The sequence below is a fragment of the Stenotrophomonas sp. Ps181 genome, from assembly GCF_025697425.1.
Taxonomy (GTDB): domain Bacteria; phylum Pseudomonadota; class Gammaproteobacteria; order Xanthomonadales; family Xanthomonadaceae; genus Stenotrophomonas; species Stenotrophomonas sepilia.
The window spans coordinates 282460-304335 of the sequence record NZ_JAHWBI010000002.1 but is presented as its reverse complement, the minus strand read 5'-3'; the positions used below and the strand labels follow the sequence as shown (position 1 = coordinate 304335).

Here is a 21876-nt window from a genome sequence, read left to right as displayed (position 1 = left end):
TATCGGCCATCGACGGGGTCAGGCTGAACCGCGCGCTCAGGCAACCAGCGCGCGGGTGGTCTCCACATACTGCTGCAGGCGCTGGCGGGCGCTGCCATTGGCGATGGCGGCACGGGCGCGGGCCAGGCCGTCGCCGATGTCGCTGGCCACGCCGGCCACGTACAGCGCGGCGCCGGCATTGAGCGCGACGATGTCCAGCGCCGGGCCGGGCTCGTTGTCCAGCACCGCGCGCAGCATCTGGATGGACTGCTCCGGGCTGTCCACGCGCAGATTGCGGCTGGCCGACATGGGGATGCCGAAGTCCTCCGGGTGGATCTCGTACTCGCGCACCTTGCCGTCGCGCAGCTCGCCCACCAGGGTGCCGGCACCCAACGAGATCTCGTCCATGTTGTCGCGGCCCCAGACCACCATGGCGCGCTCGGTGCCCAGTTCGCGCAGCACGCGCGCCTGGATCCCCACCAGATCGGGATGGAACACGCCCATCAGCACCGACGGGGCGCTGGCGGGGTTGGTCAGCGGACCGAGGATATTGAAGATGGTGCGCACCCCCATCTCGCGCCGGACCGGCGCGACGACCTTCATCGACGGATGATGGATCGGCGCGAACATGAAGCCGATGCCGGTCTGCTCGATCGCTGCGGCCACCTGCGCTGGCTGCAGCTCGATGGCCGCGCCCAGTGCTTCCACCGCATCGGCGCTGCCGGACTTGGACGACACGCTGCGGTTGCCATGCTTGGCCACGCGCGCACCGGCTGCGGCGGTGACGAACATCGCGCAGGTGGAGATGTTGAAGGTGTGCGAGCCATCGCCACCGGTGCCGACGATGTCGACCAGGTGGGTGCTGTCGGCCACCGGCACCGCCAGCGCGAATTCGCGCATGACCGTGGCGGCGGCGGCGATCTCGTCGATGGTTTCCTTCTTCACGCGCAGGCCGGTGAGGATCGCAGCGGTCATCATCGGCGAGACGTCGCCGCGCATGATCTGCCGCATCAGGTCGACCATTTCGTCGAAGAAGATTTCGCGGTGCTCGATGGTGCGTTGCAGGGCTTCCTGGGGGGAGAAGCTCATGGGAATGCTCCTTGGATCAGGCCGCCGGGCGCTGCAGGAAATTGCGCAGCAGGGCGTGGCCGTGTTCGGTGAGGATGGACTCGGGGTGGAACTGCACGCCTTCCACCGGGAACTGGCGGTGGCGCAGGCCCATGATCTCTTCGATCGAGCCGTCCTCGTTCTCGGTCCAGGCGGTCACTTCCAGGCAGTCCGGCAGGCTGCTCTTGTCAACCACCAGCGAGTGGTAGCGGGTGGCCTGGTAGCGGTCCGGCAGGCCGGCGAACACGCCCTTGCCTTCATGGCGGATCGGCGAGGTCTTGCCGTGCATGATGTTGCCGGCGCGGATGACGGTGCCGCCGTAGACCTGGCCGATGCCCTGGTGGCCCAGGCACACGCCGAGGATCGGCGTGGTCGGGCCCAGGCGCTGGATCAGCTCCAGCGACACGCCCGCTTCGTTGGGCGTGCACGGGCCGGGCGAAATGACAATGCGCTCGGGCTTCTGCGCGGCGATCTCGTCCACGCTCATCGCATCGTTGCGCACCACCTTCACTTCGGCGCCCAGCGTCTGCAGGTACTGCACGAGGTTGTAGGTGAAGCTGTCGTAGTTGTCGATCATCCACAACATGGTCAGGTTCCGTCGCTTATCAGGAAAATGGCGTACACGTTTTCGGTGTAGGTGATGGGGCCGGCTTCAACGGATTCGGGCTCAGCGGGCGCAGGCGCCGAGGCGGGCGCGTAGCTGCCGGTCACCGAGATCCTGTCGAGATCCCGGCCGTCTTCGCCCGGCTGCGGCCATTGACCGGCCTGGATGCCGTAGGCGAAGTCCGGCGCCACATCGGAGATGCTGTACAGGCCACGCACTTTTGTTCCATAGGCCCTGGCCAGCCCCTGCGCCGACTCGCGGGTCTTGGCCGCCGCCTCGCCCTTGAGCTCGCGGCGCAGCGCCACTTCGCCCGAATAAGTCGGGGCAATGCTGCTCACCTGTACGTTCTCGTCGGCCTTCAACGCACCCAGCACATCCTGCATCGCCTTCACGCTGGCAAAGCTGGCGCGCAGCTGGCGTGACACGCGGGTGCCGATGAAAACCTGCCGGTTCTGCTCATAACGCGAGGCAGGACCAATCCGCAGGTTGTCCGCGCGCACGCTGCCTTCCACCGCCTTGTGCTGCTTGAACAGTGCCAGCACGCGGGCAACGTTGTCCTGCACGCGGCGGCGCGCGGCGTCGGCATCCATGTCGGTCTCTTCGATGTTCAACTGCAGGCCGAACCGGTCCGGCATCACCACGCGACGCGCCTCGCCCTTCACCAGCAGGTGCGGCTGCGACGGAATGGTATTGGCCTGCGCCCACGCAGACGGGGCCATCGTGGCCAGCAGTGACGACCACAGCAATGCGCTCAGCAGCTTCATGCGGTACTCCTTGTCTTGAATGGGAACAGCGGACGGTGCCGCGGCGCAGGCCACGGCACGGGGAGGATCACAGGCCCTTGGCGGCCTGGGCGACGGCGCGGAACAACGCGCGGCCCTTGTTCATCGTCTCGTCCCATTCCTTGTCCGGGTCCGAGTCGTAGACGATGCCGGCGCCGGCCTGCACGTACAGGCGGCCGTCCTTGATCACCGCGGTGCGGATCGCGATCGCGGTATCGGCATCGCCGTGCCAGCCGATGTAGCCGATGCTGCCGGCGTAGACATTGCGCTTGATCGGTTCCAGCTCGCGGATCACTTCCAGCGCGCGGATCTTCGGCGCGCCACTGACCGTGCCGGCGGGGAAGGTGGCACGCAGCACGTCGGCGTAGCTCAGGCCCGGCTGCAGCTGCCCGGTCACTTCGCTGACGATGTGCATGACGTGGCTGTAGCGTTCGATCACGAACTGCTCGCCCACTTCCACGGTGCCGGCCTTCGAGACACGGCCGGCATCGTTGCGGCCGAGGTCGATCAGCATCAGGTGCTCGGCGCGCTCCTTCGGATCGGCCAGCAGCTCGGCTTCCAGCGCCAGGTCCTGCTCGGGCGTGGCGCCACGCGGGCGGGTGCCGGCGATCGGGCGCACGGTGACTTCGCCATCCTGAAGGCGTACCAGGATTTCCGGCGAGGAACCGACCACCTGCAGGTCGCCGACATCCAGGAAATACATGTAGGGCGACGGGTTCAGTGCACGCAGCGCGCGGTACACATCCACCGGGCGCGCCTTGAACGGCACGCTCAGGCGCTGGCTGAGCACCACCTGGAAGATGTCACCGGCGCGGATGTACTCCTTGCTGCGCTGGACCGCATCGACGAACCCTTCGCGGGTGAAACCGGAGACGAAGTCGGACTCGTCCAGCACGTCGCTGTTGAGCGGTGAGGGATAACCGGCGCCCGGTGCACGCAGCTTGGCAGTCAGTGCATCCAGGCGCGCCTGCGCCTGCTCGAAGGCACCGTCGACACGCGGGTCGGCATGCACGATCAGGTACAGCCGGCCCTTGAGGTTGTCGAATACCGCCAGCTCGTTGGAATCCAGCAGCAGGATGTCCGGCGTACCCAGCTCATCGCGGCCGGCCGGCGGGGCCAGGCGTGGTTCGATGTAGCCGATGCATTCGAAGCCGAACCAGCCAACCAGGCCGCCGGTGAAGCCCGGCAGGCCTTCCAGCTTGGGCACCGAGTGGGCGCTGCGCAGCGCCTCGACTTCGGCGAACGGGTCGGCCACTTCGCGGGTGTCCACCACCTGGCCGTCTTCGCGCACGGTCAGCGTGTGACCATGGAAGGCGTACACGCGACGCGCCGGCAGGCCGATGATCGAGTAACGACCAAAGCGCTCGCCGCCTTCGACGGATTCAAACAGGTAGGTATTGGGGCCGTCGGCGAGCTTCAGATAGACCGAGAGCGGCGTGTCCAGGTCGGACAGCACTTCGCGGACGACGGGAATGTGGGTGTGGCCTTCAGCGGCCTGCTGCTGAAACTGAGCGTGCGAGTTCAAGACGACTTTCCTTCCGGGACACAGCGTTATGGGGGCGGACGACGGCAACGGGCCACCATCGCCACCAACGGCGTGCGGAAGAAAGAGTATGCGGGGTCGTCAGGCTGGACACCCCTTGACTGTATCGCAGCTTGCGCGGCAGGGGAACCCTGGGAAACTGAACCACGGGACGGCCGGGCCCTGCCACGGTCACCGGTGGCGGCGACCGGCGCGGGAACCGGTAGAGTCGACTGTCAGTCGACTTGCGCGCGTAGCGCGGGGTTTTACGCCGTCGGAACGAAGAGCAGTCGACTAACAGTCGACCCTACCCCTGCCCGGCCAGCAACGGGCAGCCAGCCGGCAGATGCATCCGCACCCGGCCCGGCACGCACTCGATGCGGAACCGGTGGGCCTGCACCGGTTCGCCGTCCAGATTCAGGGTCAGCGCCTTGGGCGCGTCGATCTGCAACCACGACAGCCGCGCGCGCGTGGCCAGCTGTTCGAGCGCCGCCTGGGTGCCCGACTTCAGCATCTGGCCGAGGGTGGCGGTGACCTCGCCTTCCAGCTCCGGCAGCACGGTGACATCCAGCAGCCCATCGTCGATCAGCGCCTGCGGGCACAGCTGCTGGCCGCCACCGGCCTGGCGCCCGTTGCCGATGCCCAGCGCGATGAAGTCACCTTCCCAGGCGAAGTCCGGGCCGGACAGGCGCGCGTTGATCGGCTCGATGCGGCCGAGCTTGGCGATACCGGTAATGACGTAGGCCAGCCCACCCAGCATCTTCTTCAGCCCGGCATCGGTCTCCACGGTGACCTGCGTGCCGAAGCCGCCGCTGGCGAGATTGGCGCACCACCATTGCGTGCCATCGGCGTCCACGCGCAGAAGATCGATCGCATGCGGGGTCGCCTGCCCGATCAAGGCGAAGGCCTCCTTCGGCTCAGTGGGAATGCCGGCGGCAGTCGCGAAATCGTTGGCGGTCCCCATCGGAATCAGCGCCAGCGAAGGCAGCGCTTCTGCCGGTTCCTCACGATGGGCCAGCGTCTCGGCCACCGCGCTGAGCGTGCCATCGCCACCGGCGGCCACGATCACGTCCACGCCATGATCGATGGCCTCGGCCACGTAGCGTTCGGCGTCGCCGTCTTCCCAGGTCACCCGCACCTCCAGCTGCACGCCCTGCCCGCGCCAATGGCCAACGGCGTCGCGCAGTTCATCGTTGCCAGCCGATTTGCCGTTGAGGATCAGGCGCCAGCGCGGGGTGGTCATGCGGTACTTCCAGGACAGGGCGGCACAGGCTAGCAATGCGCTGTTTGTCCGCGGTGAATGTCACGCAGGTGTCATTCAGCTGCTGGAGAATGGAAGGCCATAGCAGGGACGACGGATGGAGGCAGGATCAGCCTCCCACGCATGCAGCGAGGCCACGCCAGTGATTGGCGTGGCTTTTTTTTGGGGGGGTACGCAGGGAGTGCGAACCAAGGTTCGCACCCACCGGGTCGCGGTACGCAGCCACCACACGCCTCACCCGTTGGCGAAATCGTGCAGCGCCTGCCCCTGCAGCCGGTACACGGTCCACTCGTCCTGCGGTTTGGCACCGGCGGCGGTGTAGAACTCGATGGCCGGAGTGTTCCAGTCCAGCACCGACCATTCGAAACGGCCGCAGCCTTCGGCCACGGCCTGGCGTGCGATGTACTTCAGCAGCGCCTTGCCGGCACCCACGCCACGCTTTTCCTGGCTGACATAGAGGTCTTCCAGGTAGATGCCCTTGCGGCCCAGCCAGGTGGAATAGTTGTAGAAATACACCGCATAGCCGATCGCTTCACCATCGGCTTCGCAGATCAACGCCCGCGCCGTGGCATCGGGTCCGAACAGGCTCTCGGCGATGCCGATCTCATCGGTCTGCACCGAATGCTCGGCCCTCTCGTAGATGGCCAGCTCGCGGATGAAATGCAGGATCAGGCCAGCATCGGCCACGGTGGCCGGGCGGATGTTCAACACGGCCACCGTACTCATGGCTCAGCCCCGTGCCGCAGCGACGTTGGCGCGCATCTGCGCGATCACGTCCTGGTAGCTGGTCCTGGCGTTGAAGATGGCCGAACCGGCGACAAAGGTGTCGGCGCCCGCGGCAGCAATCTCGCCGATGTTGTCGGCCTTCACGCCGCCGTCGATCTCCAGGCGGATGTCCTTGCCGCTGGCGTCGATCATCTTGCGCACCACTTTCAGCTTGTCCAGCGCCGAGGGGATGAAGGCCTGGCCGCCGAAGCCCGGGTTGACCGACATCAGCAGCACCAGGTCCAGGTCATCCAGCACCCAGTCCAGGATGTCCACCGGGGTGGCCGGATTGAGCACGATGCCCGGCTTGCAGCCCAGCGAGCGGATCAGCTGGATGGTGCGGTGCACGTGGCGACTGGCCTCCGGGTGGAAGCTGATGTAGGTGGCACCGGCTTCGGCGAAGTCCGGAATGATGCGGTCCACCGGCTCGACCATCAGGTGCACGTCGATCGGCGCGGTCACGCCGTGCTTGCGCAGGGCCTGGCAGACCATCGGGCCGATGGTCAGGTTCGGCACGTAGTGGTTGTCCATCACGTCGAAGTGGACCCAGTCCGCGCCGGCGGCGAGGACGTTGTCGACTTCCTCGCCGAGGCGGGCGAAGTTGGCGGACAGGATGGAGGGGGCGATGAGGCAGTTGGACATGGCCGGGGCCTTCGGAACGGGGAAAGGGTTCTCCCGCCCGCAGGCGGGACTGTGAGATCAGCGCTTGCGCAGGGTCTTGATGCGGTCGTAGGCGGCGTTGATGCGCCGCGACTTCTGCTCGGCCTGCTGCTGCAGCTCGGGGGCGGCGCCGCCCAGCTTGTCGGGGTGGTACTGGGAGATGAGCCTGCGGTAGGCGCGCTCGATCTCGGCATCGGTGGCCTCGGAGGTCAGCCCCAGCTCCCGATACGGGTTCTCCTTGTTCAGGCGGAACCAGTCCGAGTCGAAGGCATGGCCGATCAACAGGCCGACCACCGCGCCGAACAGCGGATTGGGCCGGAACAGCAGGGCGCCGGCGATGAATCCGAGCAGTTTTCCGTACCAGCGCATGGCGCTCCGGGGTCGACCGACGAAATGGACGCTCATTTTACGTCACAGCGGGCCCGGACCGCTTTACACTAGGCCGCCCGCTGGTCAGCGGGCCCGCCGGGTCCGTTGGGCAGCCGTATCGACAACGCCCCAGGAGTGCCCGTGCCAACCACGCTGTTGCAATCCGATCTCCCCGGCCTGCCCTTGCGCCATCGCGGCAAGGTGCGTGATGTGTTCGATATCCCGCGCGAGCGGCTGCCTGCAGGGACCCCACCGGGCGACTACCTGCTGATGGTCGCCACCGATCGCCTGTCGGCGTTCGACGTGGTGCTGCCCGACCCGATTCCGGGCAAGGGCGAGATGCTCTGCCAGGTCTCCAACTTCTGGTTCGCCAAGACCGCGCACCTGATGCCCAACCACCTGACCGGCATCGAGGTGGCCAGCGTGCTGCCCGAAGGCGTGGACCCGGCGCTGTACGCCAAGCGCGCGGTGGTCACCCGCAAGCTGAAGCCGGTGCCGGTGGAAGCGATCGCCCGCGGCTACCTGATCGGCAGCGGCTGGAAGGATTACCAGCGCACCGGCAAGGTCAGCGGCATCGACCTGCCCGACGGCCTGCGCCAGGCCGAACAGCTGCCCGAGCCGATCTTCACACCCTCGACCAAGGCCGCGGTCGGCGACCATGACGAGAACATCGATTTCGACGCGATGGTGAAGCAGGTCGGTGCGGAACTGGCCGAGCGGGTGCGCGACGCCACCCTGCGCATCTACAAGTTCGCCGCCGATTACGCCCGCGAGCGCGGCATCATCCTGGCCGACACCAAGTTCGAGTTCGGTACCGACGCCGATGGCCGGCTGTACATCATGGACGAGATGCTGACGCCGGATTCGTCGCGTTACTGGCCGGCCGACGAGTACGAAGTGGGCACCAGCCCGCCGAGCTACGACAAGCAGTTCGTGCGCGATTACCTAGAGACGCTGGACTGGGGCAAGACCGCCCCGGGTCCGAACATCCCGGCCGACATCATCGAGCGCACCCGCGCCAAGTACGCCGAGGCGCTGCAGCGCCTGGCCGGGATCAGCGTCGACTGATCCGCCTGCGCCCCCCCGGCCGGAAAGGCTGGGGGGGTGCGTTCGGTAGTGCCGGCCGCTGGCCGGCAACCTCATGAACTCGGCTATGCTCTGGATTGCCGGCCAACGGCCGGCACTACCGTTGTCCGAGGAAGCAACGCAGCATGCAGACATCCACCGAGCTTGCGCGGCCGATCGACCGCTATTTCGCCAGCTATTCCGACGACCATCGCAACGTGATCAACCAGCGCATCCACGTGGTGGCGGTGCCGGCGATCCTGTGGTCGGTGGTGGCCCTGCTGTGGTGCCTGCCACCGCTGATCACCTGGTTCCAGTACGGCATCTGGGCGGCGTTCGCGATGTTCAGTGCCTGGTGCTTCTACAACAAGCTGTCGCGCCCGCTGGGCATCGGCATGCTCATCCAGTTCTTCGTGTTCGGCTGCCTGTGCCGCCTGCTGGAGGCCGAGATCGGCCTGCAGGCGCTGCGCTGGCTGGCCGTGGGCGTGTTCGTGGTGGCCTGGATCGCGCAGTTCATCGGCCACAAATTCGAGGGCCGCAAGCCGAGCTTCCTGACCGACCTGACCTACCTGCTGATCGGCCCGGCCTGGGTGATGGCCAAGTTCTACCGCAAGCTCGACTGGCGCTACTGATCTGCCGGCGGCCGACAGCGGCCATCGTTTCCTGAACGAGCGGAATCCGTCACCCACACTCCACGGCGGCCCTGCCAGCCTGCGCCGGTGAATCGCCCCCACGTCCCGCCCGTCGACGGCAGCCCCTGTGCGACAGGGCCTGCGGTCTCCCTGCGTGGGCGTAGGGTGTCCCCCGAGGGCAACCGGGGAGGGACTGCAGGAACGTGATGTTGCGCCGCAGAAAAAATGAATCAGCGAACGTTACATGCAGTTGATCGCTGTTCGATGGGTTTCGGCGACATTTCGCAGCCTGTTATTCTCCCTGACCTGCTCGTGAATCATGGATTCCCTGCATGCTCCCCAGCCTGCCCCTGCTGCTGGCCCTGCCGTTCCTGATGGCAGCGGCTGTTGCGGCCTTCCCCCGTAGTTCGCGCTCGACCGCTGCCTGGCTGGCGGCACTGGCGCCGTTGGGCGGGCTGGCCATCCTCGGCTGGCTGACCCCGGCGGTGCTCGATGGCCAGGTGGTCCGCACCCTGGTCCCTTGGCTGCCACAGATCGGCCTGGACTTCACCCTGCGCCTGGACGGGCTGGCCTGGATGTTCGCCGGGCTGGTGCTCGGCATCGGCGCCCTGGTGGTGCTGTATGCGCGCTACTACCTGAGCCAGCAGGACAACGCGCACCGCTTCTACTGCTACCTGCTGCTGTTCATGGGCGCCATGCTGGGCATGGTGCTGTCGGGCAACCTGCTGTTGCTGATGGTCTTCTGGGAAATGACCAGCATCAGTTCGTTCCTGCTGATCGGCTTCTGGTCGCACCGCCAGGACGCCCGCGAAGGCGCGCGCATGGCGCTGGTGATCACCGGCGGCGGCGGCCTGGCCCTGCTCGGTGGCGTGCTGCTGATCGGCCGCATCGTCGGCAGCTTCGACCTGGACGTGGTGCTGGCCGCCGGCGAGCAGATCCGCGCCAGCGCGCTGTACCCGTACGCACTGTTCCTGGTGCTGGCCGGTATCTTCACCAAAAGCGCGCAGTTCCCGTTCCACTTCTGGCTGCCGCACGCGATGGCCGCGCCGACCCCGGTCTCGGCCTACCTGCACTCGGCCACCATGGTGAAGGCCGGCGTGTTCCTGCTGGCGCGGCTGCATCCGGCGCTGGCCGGCAGCGACCTGTTCTTCTATACGGTCAGCGGCATCGGCGCGCTGACCCTGCTGATCGGTGCCTGGAACGCGATCTTCCAGCACGACCTGAAAGGCCTGCTGGCGTACTCGACCATTTCCCACCTGGGCCTGATCACCCTGCTGTTCGGCCTGTCCACGCCGATGGCGGTGGTCGCCGGCGTGTTCCACATCCTCAACCACGCCACCTTCAAGGCCTCGCTGTTCATGGCCGCCGGCATCATCGACCACGAAACCGGCACCCGCGACATGCGCAAGCTCGGGGGGCTGCGCAGGCTGATGCCGTTCACCAGCGCGCTGGCGATCATCGCCTCGCTGGCGATGGCCGGGATCCCGCTGCTCAACGGCTTCCTGTCCAAGGAAATGCTGTTCGCCGAAGCGATTACGGCCGGCGGCCCGGGCATCATGCGCACGGCGGTGTCGATCGCTGCGTTGCTGGCAGGCGTGTTCGGCGTGGCCTACAGCCTGCGCTTCGTGCACGACACCTTCTTCGGCGCTGGCCCGCACGACCTGGACCGCGTGCCCCACGAGCCGCCGCGCTGGATGAAGGTGCCGGTGGAGCTGCTGGTGGTGATCTGTGTGGCGGTGGGCGTGGCACCGGCACTGACCGTGGCACCGGTGCTGCATGCCGCTGCGGCGTCGATCCTCGGCACCGCCATGCCCGAATACAGCCTGGCGGTGTGGCACGGCTTCAACCTGCCGCTGGCGATGAGCGCGATCGGCGTGGTCGGTGGCGTGGCGCTGTACTTCGGCCTGCGCAGGCTGATCAACCTGCATGCCGTGACCAATGTCAGCACGGGCCGCAATGTGTTCCACGCCCAGCTGGACGCTGTGTCCGCGCTGGCCATGCGCCTGACCAGCCGCATCGCCAACGGCAGCCTGCAGCGCATGCTGCTGGGCCTGGTGCTGGTGGCGATCGTGGTTGCCGCGGCGCCGTTCGTGGCCAACCCAGCCTCGCCGAACTGGACCGCGCCGCAGCCGATTCCGCTGCTGGGCTGGGCCCTGTGGCTGGTGATGATGGCCTGCGCGGTCGCCACCCTGCGCATCTACAAGCAGCGCCTGCTGGCGGTGCTGCTGGTCGGCGGCGTCGGCCTGATGGTGGCGCTGACCTTCGTGTTCCTGTCCGCGCCCGACCTGGCCCTCACCCAGCTGCTGGTGGAGATGGTGACGCTGGTGCTGATGCTGCTGGGCATGAACTACCTGCCTGCGCAGTCCGGGCCGGAGCGGCCGCGCTGGCGCAAGCGCCGCGACGCGGTGATCGCGATCATCGCCGGTGCCGGGCTTGGCGCGCTGGCCTATTCGGCGATGACCCTGCCGCCGAACACCATGGCCGGCGAGCTGCTCGCCCGCGCGTTGCCCGAGGCCTACGGCCAGAACGTGGTCAACGTGATCCTGGTCGACTTCCGTGGCTTCGATACCTTCGGCGAGATCACCGTGTTCGGCATCGCCGCGCTGGTGGTGCATGCGCTGCTGCGGCGTACGCGGATGGCGCCGGAGCAGATCATGCCCGGCCCGCCGATCAAGCTGCCGGTACCGGCCGACCTGGCGCAGATCATGTTCCCGCTGACCCTGACCGTGTCGATCTTCCTGTTCCTGCGCGGGCACAACGCACCGGGTGGCGGCTTCATCGCCGGCCTGGTCTTGGCAGTGCCGCTGCTGATCCAGTACGTGATCCAGGGCACTGCATCGGTGGAGTCGCGCTTCGGCTTCGACTACATCCGCTGCATCGGCATGGGCCTGCTGATCGCCCTGCTCAGCGGCAGCGCGTCGATGCTGTTCGGCGTGCCGTTCCTGACCAGCGGCCATCTCGACCTGCACCTGCCGCTGATCGGCGAGGTACCGCTGGCCAGCGCAATCGGCTTCGACATCGGCGTCTATCTGGTGGTGTTCGGCGGCGCCATGCTGATGCTGTCGATGATGGGCACGATCAAGCCGTCGCGTACCCGCACCGCCCGCAAGGGTGAGATCGACCTGCAACGCCGTTCGGCCCGCACCGGGGAGATGCACTGATGGAACTGGCCCTGGCTACCGCGATCGGCGTGCTGACCGCCATCGGCATCTACCTGCTGCTGCGTGCACGCAGCTTCGATGTGATCCTCGGCATGACCTTCCTGTCCTACGCCACCAACCTGCTGATCTTCGCCGGCGGCCGGGTGGTGCTGGGCAAGGCGCCGGTGCTGCAGGAAGGCGTGGACAGCCACCTGGGCAACTACACCGACCCGCTGCCACAGGCGCTGGTGCTGACCGCGATCGTGATCGCATTCGCGATGACCGCGGTGAGCATTGTGCTGGCCATGCGCAGCCGCAGCGACAACCACAGCGACCACGTGGATGCGCACGAGCCGGATGACGACCTCCAGGATGGAAGTGTGCCGCCGCACCAGGGCGAGGACCGCGCATGAACCATCTGGTGATCCTGCCCATCCTGATTCCGCTGCTGGGTGCCGCGCTGTCGCTGTTCGTCGAACACCGCCGCTATGGCCCCAGGGTGCAGCGGGCGGTGGCCTGGACCGCGCTTTCGGCGCTGGCGCTGGCAGTCGGCCTGCTGTTTGCCACCACTGCCAGTGGTGAAATCAACGTCTACCTGCTTGGCGACTGGCCGTCACGGCTGGGCATCGCGCTGGTGGCCGACCGGCTGTCGGCGTGGATGCTGCTGACCACCCTGCTGCTGGCCATTCCCTGCCTGCTGCACGCCTGCTCGGGCTGGGACCGCCGCGCGCCGCACTTCCATGCGCTGTTCCAGTTCCAGCTGGTCGGCCTCAACGGCGCGTTCCTGACCGGCGACATCTTCAACCTGTTCGTGTTCTTCGAGGTGATGCTGATCGCCTCCTACGGCCTGCTGCTCAGTGGTGGCCGCGGCCTGCGCATGCGCATCGGCCTGCACTACGTGGTGTTCAACGTCACCGCCTCGACCCTGTTCCTGGTCGCGCTGGGCCTGCTGTATGCCTCGCTGGGCTCATTGAACATGGCCGAGCTGTCGCAGCGCATCGCCGAGCTACCGCCGGCACAGCTGACCCTGGTGAAGGCGACCATGGGCCTGTTGCTGCTGGTGTTCTGCGCCAAGGCCGCGCTGATGCCGCTGTACCTGTGGCTGCCGGAAGCCTATTCGCGCGCACCGGCGGCGGTGGCGGCGCTGTTCGCGATCATGACCAAGGTCGGCCTGTACTCGGTGCTGCGCATCCAGATGCTGTGGTTCGGCGACGATGCCGGCGCGATGGCCGGCTATGGCCGCGACTGGCTGCTGTGGGCCGGCGTGGCGACGCTGGTGCTGGGCGGCCTCGGCGCGCTGGCCGCCACCCGCCTGCGCGTGCTGATCTCCTACCTGGTGATCGTGTCGGCGGCCACGCTGTTCATCGCCTTCTCGGTGGGCACGCCACAGGTGCTCTCGGCGGGCCTGTACTACCTGCCGCACAGCAGCTTCGTCGCTGCCGCGCTGTTCCTGGTTGCCGACCTGATCCGTCGCCGCCGTGGTGGCGCCAGCGACCGCAAGGAAGTGGTCGCGCCGATGCCGGGCAAGGAGACGCCCGCCGTGCTGTTCCTGATCGGCGCGGTGTCGGTGGCCGGCCTGCCGCCGCTGTCCGGCTTCCTGGCCAAGGCCGCGCTGCTGGCCGGCATGCCGGCGCAGTACACCGCCCCGGTCTGGACCGCTGTGCTGGTCAGCAGCCTGCTGGTGATCATGGGCCTGACCCGGGGGGGCATCCGCCTGTTCTGGCGCGTGCCACCGATTGATCCGGAGGCACCGAAGCCGCGCAAGGCTCCCCTGCGCCGGGTAGAGCTCTATGCCGCCTGCCTGCTGCTGGCCTACGGCATCGGCATGACCCTGGCCGCTGCACCGTTGATGCGCTACACCGACGCCACCGCCGCACAGCTGCTGCACCCCAGCGAGTACGTGCAGCAGCTGCGCGCGACCACGCCGGAGATCCGCCAGCCATGACTGCCCAGCGCTCCCTGTTCCGTCGCCTGATTCCGTCGCCGATGCTCAGCATCATGGTGGTGGCGTTCTGGCTGCTGATGTCCGACAGCTTCACCCTCGGCCAGATCGTGCTGGGCCTGCTGCTGGGCGTGGTGGTGCCGCTGTTCGCTGCACGCCTGGACCGCGAGTTCGCGCGCATCGGTACGCTGCGGCCGCTGCCCAGGCTGGTGTGCGTGACTCTGTGGGACATCCTGATGTCCAACATCCGTGTCGCCCTGCAGGTACTGGGGCCGGAGAAGAACATCCACCCCGGTTTCATCTGGCTGCCGCTGGACATCGCCAACATCCATGGCATCGCTGCGCTGACCAGCATGATCACGCTGACCCCGGGCACGGTCTCGGCCGCGCTCAGCGACGACCGCAAGTACCTGCTGGTGCACGTGCTGCACCTGGAGGACCCGCAGGACCTGATCGATACGATCAAGCGCCGTTACGAGGCGCCGTTGATGGAGATCTTCCCATGACCGGTTTTGAAGTCATCCAGACCACCCTGGTGGTGTGCATGCACGTGGTCGGCCTGGCGATGCTGCTGGCCACCTGGCGGCTGTTGCGCGGGCCGACCGTGCCCGACCGCATCCTCGCGCTGGACACGCTGTCGGTGACCGCGATCGCTGAGCTGATGCTGTTCGGCATGTACCTCAACTCGCCGATCTACTTCGAGGCGGCGCTGATCATCGCCATGCTCGGCTTCGGCAGCACCGTGGTGCTGAGCAAGTTCGTGCTGCGCCGGGACATCGTCGAATGATCACCGTGATCCAGATCGTTCTGTCGATCCTGCTGCTGTTCGGCTGCTTCTTCATCCTGGTCGGCGCACTGGGCCTGGTGAAGCTGTCCACCTTCTTCAAGCGCCTGCACGCACCGACCAAGGCCAGCACGCTGGGGGTGGGCTGCGTGCTGGTGTGCTCGGTCTGCTACCACATCTTCCTCGGCCAGGACCCGCAGCCGCGCGAGCTGCTGATCACCGTGTTCCTGTTCATCACCGCGCCGATCAGCGCGCACATGATGGCCAAGGCCGCGCTGTCGCTGCTGATGGAGACCCGCCCCAGCCTGCCGGGCAACGAGCGTGCCGCCGAGGAGCAGCTGCCGCCACCGGAACCGGTGCGGGAAGAAGAAACCACGCAGAACCGGTAGGTGCCGACCGCTGGCCGGCACGAACAGCAGCCGAGCGTGGGCTCGGCTCTACAGCGCCGGTGCGCCGACCAGCAGCAGTTCCAGCACGAACCAGCCTACGAACGCGACCAGCAGTATCCCGCCTTCGCCACGACTGATCTTCAGGTCGCCGCGCAGCATCGGGTAAAGCACCAGCGCAAACGCCAACAGCGCCGGCAGTTCCAGGCGCACGAACGAGGCCGGCAAGGCCAACGGCTGCAACACCGCCATCGCACCGATCACCAGCAGCAGATTGACCACGCTGGAACCCAGAACGTGGCCGAGCACCATGTCGCCATGCCCGCGACGCGAGGCGGCAATGGCGGTGGCCACCTCCGGCAGTGCGGTGCCGATCGCCACCGGCAACAGGCCGACCAGCAACGGCGTCCAGCCCAATGCGGCACCGAAGTCGGCGGCAGCACCCACCACCAGGCGCGCGCCCCAGTACAGGGTCAGTGCGGCGATCAGCACGCGCAGCACGTTCAACGGCAGGCTGGTGCGGCTCAGCGCGGATTCGGCGATGGCTGCCTGCACCTCGGCGCTCTCGACGCGGCCGCGGCGCAGCAACAGCACCTGCATGACGATGAAGCCCGCCACCAGCACGCCGCCTTCCCATCGCACCAGGCGACCATCCAGACCGAACAGGATCAGCAGCACGCCGGCCGCCAGCAGCGACCACCACAGCACCGCCTGCAGGCGCGCGCGCAGCAGCAGGGGGGCGGCGATGGCGGCCACCGCCAGGGTCAAACCCAGATTGACGATGCTGCTGCCCACTGCATTGCCCAGTGCCAGCTCCGGTTGGCCGACCGCCAGCGCACGTGCGTTGACCGCCAGCTCCGGCAACGAGGTGGTCACGCCGAGCAGCAGCAGCCCGGCAGTGAACGGGCTGGCCCCGAAGCGCTGGGCCAGGCCGGAGACGGCCTTGACGATGGAGTCCCCGCCCAGTGCCAGCAGCAGCAGGCCGAGCAGGAACCAGGCAATGGCAATGGCGATCATCGAGCACTCCCCAGCAGTGGTGGCGCGATTCTACGCTTGGCCCGAGCGCATGGCTGGGCGGTGGATCAAGGATCAGCCACAGCCTTCCGCATAGTCGACCTGCGGGGTCTGCCCGACCCGCCAGGCACCCACCCGGCCATCGGCACCGAGCGCGAAGTCGATCACTGCCCCGCCCTCCTGCGCCGGCCGCACGCGCAGGTGCTGGGCCTTCTCGTCGTACTTGTCGGGACCGACGTCAGCGCGCTCGGGATACAGCACCTGCAGCTCGCCCAGGGTCATGCCGACCTTGCCGCCACCCGGTGCGGTGATGGTGGCGCTGCGCACGTCGTAGCGCACCAGCTTGCGGCCTTCGATCATCAGCCGCGGGTCCTCGGCATCCTGCGGGCGCAGGAAGTAGCAGCCGTCGTTGCCGTCGTCGGCGGGCAGCGGCCTGCCGGCGGCATCGGTGCCCAGCCCCTGCAGTGGCGTGCCAAAACCACTGCGGACTTCGGCGATGCCGGTGCCCAGCTTCGCACCAGCGAAGCCGTCCAGGCGGGCTGGACTGTCCTTGCGGGGGTCGTTCGCCGGGCGGGCCGCCAGATCAGGATCCGTCGACTGGGCGGGACCGGTCGCCGAGGCGGTTTCCGCGGGGGTGTCGCTGCCGCTGCCAGCGGCGCCCTGCTTGTCCGGGCCGCCACTGCAGGCGGCGAGCGAAAGGAGCAACAGACCAGCAATCGGGAGGTGCTTCATCGGTGCGGTTCCCTGGCACGAAGGTAGCTGCACGCTAGCGCAGCGCGCGTGCAGAAGCTGCATTGTCATCGCGGTTTCATCGCCCTCGTTCAGGCTCGGCGTGCACCGACCTGGCTGTCCCTTCCATGCAACCGCGCAAGACCGAACTCGCCCGAACCGCGCTGCAGGCCCACCGCGCGCCGCTGGACATGCGCCAGCGCCGGTTGCTGATCCTGTGCGACGGCCAGCGCAGCATCACCGACCTGACCGTCCTGCTCGGCCAGGATGCGCCCGCGATGGTCATCCAGCTGGTGCAGGCCGGTTACCTGAGCACCGGGACCGGTGCCGCAGCCCCGCCACCGCCGCCGCCGCCGGCAACACCTGCCGCAGCGGCGGCCACAGCGGGCGAGCGCCGCCGCTCGCTGGTGGCTGCGCGCATCTACGTGCTGGGCATCCTGGAAATGCAACGCCACCCGCAGGCGGCGGCCTTGTTCCGCGACCTGCAGCAGGCCCGCGCGGAAAGCGACGTACTGCAGGTGCTGCAATCAGCGATGCAGATGCTGCCCGGACTGACTTCGGTGGGCTATTGCCAGCGTGTACGCCAACGCCTGCTGGAGGCGCTGCCGTTGGAGCACTGCGACGCGTTCGCCGAGGTGGCCTGAAGAAAAAAGGGGACGGAGGGGATTAAGTCGTTTCAAGCACACGTGCGCTGATTGCGGCTTAATCCCCTCCGTCCCCTTTTCCGGGTCAGCGGTAGTTGTTGCGCAGGCCGTTCCAGCACTGCTGGTAATCGCCCTGGCGGTGGCCGGCGGCCAGTGCCTGTGCGGTCGGGCGGATCACCGCGCGGGTCTCGAACATGAAGGCCATCGTGTCCTTGATCACGTCCGCCTTGGACAGATCGGCATTGGACGCCTTGTCGAAGGTCGGTGCGTCCGGGCCGTGGCCGCTCATGCAGTTGTGCAGCGACGCGCCGCCCGGCACGAAGCCTTCGGCCTTGGCATCGTAGGCGCCATGCACCAGGCCCATGAACTCGCTGGCGATGTTGCGGTGGAACCACGGTGGACGGAACGTGTTCTGCGCCACCAGCCAGCGCGGCGGGAAGATCGCAAAGTCCATGTTGCTGGTTCCCGGCGTGTCGCTGGGCGAATGCAGCACCAGGAAGATCGACGGATCCGGGTGGTCGTAGCTGATCGAGCCAATGGTGTTGAAGCGACGCAGGTCGTAACGGTACGGCGCGTAGTTGCCGTGCCAGGCCACCACGTCCAGCGGCGAATGGTCGATCGGCGCACGCCACAGGCGGCCCTCGAACTTGGCGATCAGCTCGAAATCGCCATCGACATCCTCGAACGCCGCGTGCGGGGTTTCGAAGTCGCGCGGATTGGCCAGGCCGTTGGAACCGATCGGGCCAAGGTCGGGCAGCTTCAGCAGCGCACCGTAGTTCTCGCAGATGTAGCCGCGACTGGGGCCATCCGGCAGCTCCACGCGGAACCGCACGCCACGCGGAATCACTGCGATCTGCTGCGGCTCGATCTCGATCACGCCCAGCTCGGTCAGCAGGCGCAGCGCGCCCAGCTGCGGCACGATCAGCAGCTCACCGTCGGCGTTGTAGAAGTAGCGGCCGACCATGTCGCGGTTGGCAGCGTAGAGGTGGATGCCCACGCCGGCATGCGCATCGGGCGAACCGTTGCCCCCCATCGTGTACAGGCCTTCGACGAAGTCGGTCGGCGACTCCGGCAGCGGCAGCGGACTCCAGCGCAGCTGGTTCGGCGAGGCCGGCTGTGCGCCGAAATCACAGTGCAGCTGCGACTGCGCGAACGGGGTGAACTCGCCATGGGTCACCGCCGGGCGGATCCGGTACAGCCAGCTGCGGCGATTGCTGCCGCGCGGCGCGGTGAAGGCGGTGCCGGTCAACTGTTCGGCGTACAGGCCGTGGGCCACCTTCTGCGGTGAGTTCTGTCCGACCGGCAGCGCGCCGGCGACGGCCTCGGTGGCGAACTCGTTGCCAAAGCCGGACTGGTAGCCACGGGCGGTGATGGCGGGGGACATGGGAACTCCAGAGATTGCCGGCCAGCGGCCGGCACTACCATTCGGACAGGCAATGTCGACCGGAAGCCGACATTGCCTGCAGACCTTACAGCACGCCGCGGCGGATCTGGTCGCGCTCGATGCTCTCGAACAGCGCGGTGAAGTTGCCTTCGCCGAAGCCCTCGTTGCCCTTGCGCTGGATGATCTCGAAGAAGATCGGGCCGATGCAGTTCTGGGTGAAGATCTGCAGCAGCTTGCGCTGATGGGTTTCCGGATCGGCATCGATCAGGATCTTGTTCCTGGCCAGGCGCGGCACGTCTTCACCGTGGTTCGGCACGCGCTGGTCGATCACGTCGAAGTAGGTCTCCGGGGTGTCGAGGAAGTCCACGCCCTGCGCGCGCATCGCTTCGACGGTCTCGTAGATGTTCTCGGTGAAGCAGGCGATGTGCTGGATGCCCTCGCCCTTGTACGCGTCCAGGTACTCGTTGATCTGGCTCTTCGGGTCGGACGATTCGTTCAGCGGGATGCGCACGATGCCGTCCGGCGCGGTCATCGCCTTGGACACCAGGCCGGTCTTCAGTCCCTTGATGTCGAAGTAGCGGATCTCGCGGAAGTTGAACAGGCGCTCGTAGTAGTCCGACCACTGCTGCATGTTGCCGAAGTACAGGTTGTGGGTCAGGTGGTCGATGAAGGTCAGGCCGAAGCCCACCGGGTGCAGGTCGGCACCGGCGATCGGCTCGTAGTCGCCGTCGTAGATGCTGCCGGCGCTGCCATAGCGGTCGACCAGGTACAGCATGCAGTCGCCGATGCCCTTGATGACCGGCGCGCTGACCGCCTTGCTGTCCGGCTTGAAGGCGATGGCTTCGGCGCCGTTGCCCAGCGCGGTCTGGTAGACCTCCTGGCCCGGCTTCTTGAAGCGGATGGCGAAGCCGCAGGCGCACGGACCGTGCTTTTCGGCGAAGTCGGCGGCGAACGAATCGGGGTCTTCATTGACCAGGAAGTTGACGTCGCCCTGGCGATAGACGGTAATCGGACGCTGCTTGTGCTTGAGCACCGCGCTGAAGCCCATCTTCCGGAAGTACTCGTGCAGCTCCTGGCCGCGGCCGGCCGGGGCGGCGAATTCGACGAACTCGAAGCCGTCGATGCCCATCGGGTTCTCGAAGGTGGTGACCTGCATGCCGGGGTTGGGGTGCGAGGTAGTCGGGACTGCGGTATTCATGGCGTGGCTCCGAATCGGTACCGCATCGGTACAAACCAGGTGCGGGCAGGTAGGGACCCGGCGAGAATGCAGGGTCTGGACCTCCCCCTTATAGTTACACTTGAAACCACCAGCAAGGTGCACCGCAACATGAGCCCCGATCCCGCCTCGACCCGCCTGCGTGCCTCGCACGTCCTGCTCGACCTGGAACAGTTCCTGCCATACCGGCTGAGCGTGCTGTCCAACCGGGTCAGCGGCAACATCGCCAAGCTATACGGCGATCGTTACGGTCTGGCGATTCCCGAATGGCGGGTCATCACCATCCTGGCGCTGTACCCGGGTTCCTCGGCCAGCGAGGTCTCCGACCGCACGGCGATGGACAAGGTGGCGGTCAGCCGCGCCGTGGCCCGCCTGCTGGAGCGCGGCTTCATCAAGCGCGAGACGCATGGCGACGACCGCCGCCGCTCGGTACTGGCGCTGTCGGCCGCCGGTTTCGAGGTGTACGAGACCATCGCACCGATGGTGATCGAGATCACCCGCAAGCTGATGTCGGTGCTGAGCGAGGAGGAAGAGCAGATGCTGGAAAAGCTGATCCTGCGCCTGGCCGGCGAAGGCCTGGAGCGGATGGGCCAAGGGGTCTGAAAGAAAAAAGGGGACGGAGGGGATTAAGCCGCAATCAGCACAGGTGTGCTCAAAGCGACTTAATCCCCTCCGTCCCCTTTTTCAGCTGAGGTGCTTGCGGCGTGCGTGGATCCACGGCACGGCCAGTGCTGCGATGGCGCCGCCGGCGAAGCCGAGCGAAGCGGCCACCGTGGCTGCTTCGACCGCCCCCGGCAGCGCCAGCGCCGCCGCCACCAGCAGCAACGAGGGCAGGCCGACGAAGGTACCCAGGAAGAAGTGCCAGCGCGGTGACCAGGTGTTGAGCTGCAGCAGGCTGACCGGCTGCCAGGCGTCGGAGGCGGCGTCCTCGGCGATCTTCGCCACCGCCTTGGCCAGGTCCACTTCGGGCAGCGCGCGGCCCAGGCGTGCGCTGGCCAGTAGTTCGGCCACCGCCTCCACCGGCGGGAACGTGGCCGGCCACGCCACCGGCGCCGGCACGCCGTAGGCGGTCAGCAGCGGCACGCTCAGCCACGGCGCCACCAGCGGCCGCATGCGGCGGCGGCCGTGCACGCACCAGATCTGCGGCTGGCCGTGCGCGGTGACGCTGTACAGCGCCAGTTCGCTGGCCGCTGGATAGCCAAGCATGGTCACCCGCGCCGCCAGGCTGTGCTGCCCCATCGCACGCAGGAAGCCCGGGCGGCTGCGCCCTTCCTGCATCCACGCCAGGCCCAGCGCACCCACCAGATACGCCTCGGCAACGTCCTTGCTGCCGGCCGTGGCGCGCTCGTCACTGGCCAGGTACCAGGCCAGCGACTTGGGTTCGGCAACATCCTCCAGGCCCCATCGGCTGTCATCCCCCAGCACGTGCCGCACCGGCAGACGGGCAGGCGCGGTTTCGCCACGCTCCCCGGTCTGCAGGAACGGCAGCACGCCCTGGATGAAGGTGGACAGCTCGATCGCGCGCGCGCCGTGGCCCTGCCATTCCGGCGGCAGCAGCCCGGCCAGCTGGCCTTCGGCGGCCATCGCATCAAGGCGCGCCTTCTGTTCGACCAGCTTCTGCACAGCGCCCTTCAACACCACGTTGTCGGGCAGCGCGATCTGCGGCAGGCGGTGGCGGGGCGGGTCCAGTTCAACAGCGTCCTCGCCCGTGCCGGCGTCGTCCAGCAGGGCCTCCTGCGGTGGCAGGGTCACGCCCTCGCCGGCCCCAGCCTCGGCCAGGTGGCTGGCAGGTTCGGGCAATCGTTCGGCGTGGTCGCTGTGCATGGGCGTTCCGGTAGGTTGCGTCGACGAGGCGTCGACCGAGGTCCTTGCCGGTAACGGCGTACATGCA

23 protein-coding genes are annotated in these 21876 nt (G+C 67.4%); 10 read left to right on the top strand and 13 right to left on the bottom strand.

What is annotated here, in order from left to right; all coding sequences use genetic code 11:
* Positions 1 to 36: 36 nt before the first annotated feature.
* From trpD to KXV01_RS04960, 8 genes are all read right to left on the bottom strand, one after another.
* Positions 37 to 1068 carry an anthranilate phosphoribosyltransferase gene (trpD, locus tag KXV01_RS04995; RefSeq protein WP_049415415.1) on the bottom strand — a complete coding sequence of 344 codons (1032 nt, stop codon included), beginning with the start codon at positions 1066 to 1068 and terminating at the stop codon, positions 37 to 39.
* Between the two features lie 16 nt (positions 1069 to 1084).
* Entirely contained in the window at positions 1085 to 1672 is a 588-nt protein-coding gene (locus KXV01_RS04990) for an aminodeoxychorismate/anthranilate synthase component II (protein ID WP_049415418.1), read from the bottom strand.
* Between the two features lie 2 nt (positions 1673 to 1674).
* The gene (locus KXV01_RS04985; RefSeq protein WP_049438876.1) at positions 1675 to 2454 is read right to left on the bottom strand and encodes an SIMPL domain-containing protein; all 780 of its coding nucleotides are present in this window, start codon (positions 2452 to 2454) and stop codon (positions 1675 to 1677) included.
* Between the two features lie 67 nt (positions 2455 to 2521).
* On the bottom strand, positions 2522 to 3997 hold the full coding sequence (trpE, locus tag KXV01_RS04980; protein WP_111097158.1) for an anthranilate synthase component I: 1476 nt from the start codon (positions 3995 to 3997) through the stop codon (positions 2522 to 2524).
* Positions 3998 to 4301: 304 nt separating this feature from the next.
* On the bottom strand, positions 4302 to 5237 hold the full coding sequence (gene yegS, locus KXV01_RS04975) for a lipid kinase YegS (RefSeq protein ID WP_111097159.1): 936 nt from the start codon (positions 5235 to 5237) through the stop codon (positions 4302 to 4304).
* A gap of 252 nt (positions 5238 to 5489) precedes the next feature.
* Positions 5490 to 5972 carry a GNAT family N-acetyltransferase gene (locus KXV01_RS04970; RefSeq protein ID WP_049415430.1) on the bottom strand — a complete coding sequence of 161 codons (483 nt, stop codon included), beginning with the start codon at positions 5970 to 5972 and terminating at the stop codon, positions 5490 to 5492.
* 12 nt (positions 5973 to 5984) lie between these two features.
* Entirely contained in the window at positions 5985 to 6662 is a 678-nt protein-coding gene (gene rpe, locus KXV01_RS04965) for a ribulose-phosphate 3-epimerase (protein WP_019661514.1), read from the bottom strand.
* A 57-nt stretch (positions 6663 to 6719) separates the two neighbouring features.
* Complete coding sequence (locus tag KXV01_RS04960; protein ID WP_049415432.1) at positions 6720 to 7049, bottom strand: DnaJ domain-containing protein; 330 nt, start codon at positions 7047 to 7049, stop codon at positions 6720 to 6722.
* Positions 7050 to 7190: 141 nt separating this feature from the next.
* Between KXV01_RS04960 and KXV01_RS04955 the strand changes: the two genes are divergently transcribed.
* From KXV01_RS04955 to KXV01_RS04920, 8 genes are all read left to right on the top strand, one after another.
* Positions 7191 to 8117 (top strand): phosphoribosylaminoimidazolesuccinocarboxamide synthase, encoded by a 927-nt coding sequence (locus KXV01_RS04955; RefSeq protein ID WP_049415440.1) that lies wholly within the window; start codon positions 7191 to 7193, stop codon positions 8115 to 8117.
* 143 nt (positions 8118 to 8260) lie between these two features.
* The gene (locus tag KXV01_RS04950; RefSeq protein ID WP_049415443.1) at positions 8261 to 8746 is read left to right on the top strand and encodes an Mpo1-like protein; all 486 of its coding nucleotides are present in this window, start codon (positions 8261 to 8263) and stop codon (positions 8744 to 8746) included.
* A gap of 332 nt (positions 8747 to 9078) precedes the next feature.
* Positions 9079 to 11907, top strand: a complete 2829-nt coding sequence (locus KXV01_RS04945; RefSeq protein ID WP_111097160.1) for a monovalent cation/H+ antiporter subunit A — start codon at positions 9079 to 9081, stop codon at positions 11905 to 11907.
* Complete coding sequence (locus tag KXV01_RS04940) at positions 11907 to 12299, top strand: Na+/H+ antiporter subunit C (protein WP_049438879.1); 393 nt, start codon at positions 11907 to 11909, stop codon at positions 12297 to 12299. The genes KXV01_RS04945 and KXV01_RS04940 overlap by 1 nt, the downstream gene beginning before the upstream one ends.
* The gene (locus KXV01_RS04935) at positions 12296 to 13831 is read left to right on the top strand and encodes a monovalent cation/H+ antiporter subunit D (protein WP_263467544.1); all 1536 of its coding nucleotides are present in this window, start codon (positions 12296 to 12298) and stop codon (positions 13829 to 13831) included. The genes KXV01_RS04940 and KXV01_RS04935 overlap by 4 nt, the downstream gene beginning before the upstream one ends.
* Positions 13828 to 14334, top strand: coding sequence for a Na+/H+ antiporter subunit E (locus KXV01_RS04930; protein WP_049415453.1), 507 nt, complete (start codon positions 13828 to 13830; stop codon positions 14332 to 14334). Before KXV01_RS04935 ends, KXV01_RS04930 begins: the two co-directional genes overlap by 4 nt.
* Positions 14331 to 14615, top strand: a complete 285-nt coding sequence (locus KXV01_RS04925) for a K+/H+ antiporter subunit F (protein ID WP_005411334.1) — start codon at positions 14331 to 14333, stop codon at positions 14613 to 14615. Before KXV01_RS04930 ends, KXV01_RS04925 begins: the two co-directional genes overlap by 4 nt.
* On the top strand, positions 14612 to 15001 hold the full coding sequence (locus KXV01_RS04920; protein WP_049415456.1) for a Na+/H+ antiporter subunit G: 390 nt from the start codon (positions 14612 to 14614) through the stop codon (positions 14999 to 15001). Before KXV01_RS04925 ends, KXV01_RS04920 begins: the two co-directional genes overlap by 4 nt.
* Positions 15002 to 15049: 48 nt before the next feature.
* Here KXV01_RS04920 and KXV01_RS04915 read toward each other — a convergent pair whose 3' ends face one another.
* Together KXV01_RS04915 and KXV01_RS04910 are read right to left on the bottom strand one after the other, a co-directional pair.
* Positions 15050 to 16015: a sodium:calcium antiporter gene (locus KXV01_RS04915; RefSeq protein WP_049415459.1), complete on the bottom strand. Its 966-nt coding sequence runs from the start codon at positions 16013 to 16015 to the stop codon at positions 15050 to 15052.
* A 72-nt stretch (positions 16016 to 16087) separates the two neighbouring features.
* The gene (locus tag KXV01_RS04910; protein ID WP_049415464.1) at positions 16088 to 16744 is read right to left on the bottom strand and encodes a hypothetical protein; all 657 of its coding nucleotides are present in this window, start codon (positions 16742 to 16744) and stop codon (positions 16088 to 16090) included.
* A 125-nt stretch (positions 16745 to 16869) separates the two neighbouring features.
* Between KXV01_RS04910 and KXV01_RS04905 the strand changes: the two genes are divergently transcribed.
* Entirely contained in the window at positions 16870 to 17385 is a 516-nt protein-coding gene (locus tag KXV01_RS04905) for a hypothetical protein (RefSeq protein ID WP_049415467.1), read from the top strand.
* 85 nt (positions 17386 to 17470) lie between these two features.
* Here the strand turns inward: KXV01_RS04905 and hmgA are convergent, their stop codons facing one another.
* Together hmgA and hppD are read right to left on the bottom strand one after the other, a co-directional pair.
* On the bottom strand, positions 17471 to 18769 hold the full coding sequence (gene hmgA / locus KXV01_RS04900; protein WP_049415470.1) for a homogentisate 1,2-dioxygenase: 1299 nt from the start codon (positions 18767 to 18769) through the stop codon (positions 17471 to 17473).
* Between the two features lie 85 nt (positions 18770 to 18854).
* Positions 18855 to 19967 carry a 4-hydroxyphenylpyruvate dioxygenase gene (hppD, locus tag KXV01_RS04895; protein ID WP_180879589.1) on the bottom strand — a complete coding sequence of 371 codons (1113 nt, stop codon included), beginning with the start codon at positions 19965 to 19967 and terminating at the stop codon, positions 18855 to 18857.
* 129 nt (positions 19968 to 20096) lie between these two features.
* Here hppD and KXV01_RS04890 point away from each other — a divergent pair, with 129 nt between their 5' ends.
* The gene (locus KXV01_RS04890; protein WP_049415475.1) at positions 20097 to 20588 is read left to right on the top strand and encodes a MarR family winged helix-turn-helix transcriptional regulator; all 492 of its coding nucleotides are present in this window, start codon (positions 20097 to 20099) and stop codon (positions 20586 to 20588) included.
* 81 nt (positions 20589 to 20669) lie between these two features.
* Here KXV01_RS04890 and KXV01_RS04885 read toward each other — a convergent pair whose 3' ends face one another.
* Positions 20670 to 21809: a hypothetical protein gene (locus KXV01_RS04885; protein WP_111097163.1), complete on the bottom strand. Its 1140-nt coding sequence runs from the start codon at positions 21807 to 21809 to the stop codon at positions 20670 to 20672.
* Positions 21810 to 21876: the final 67 nt, after the last annotated feature.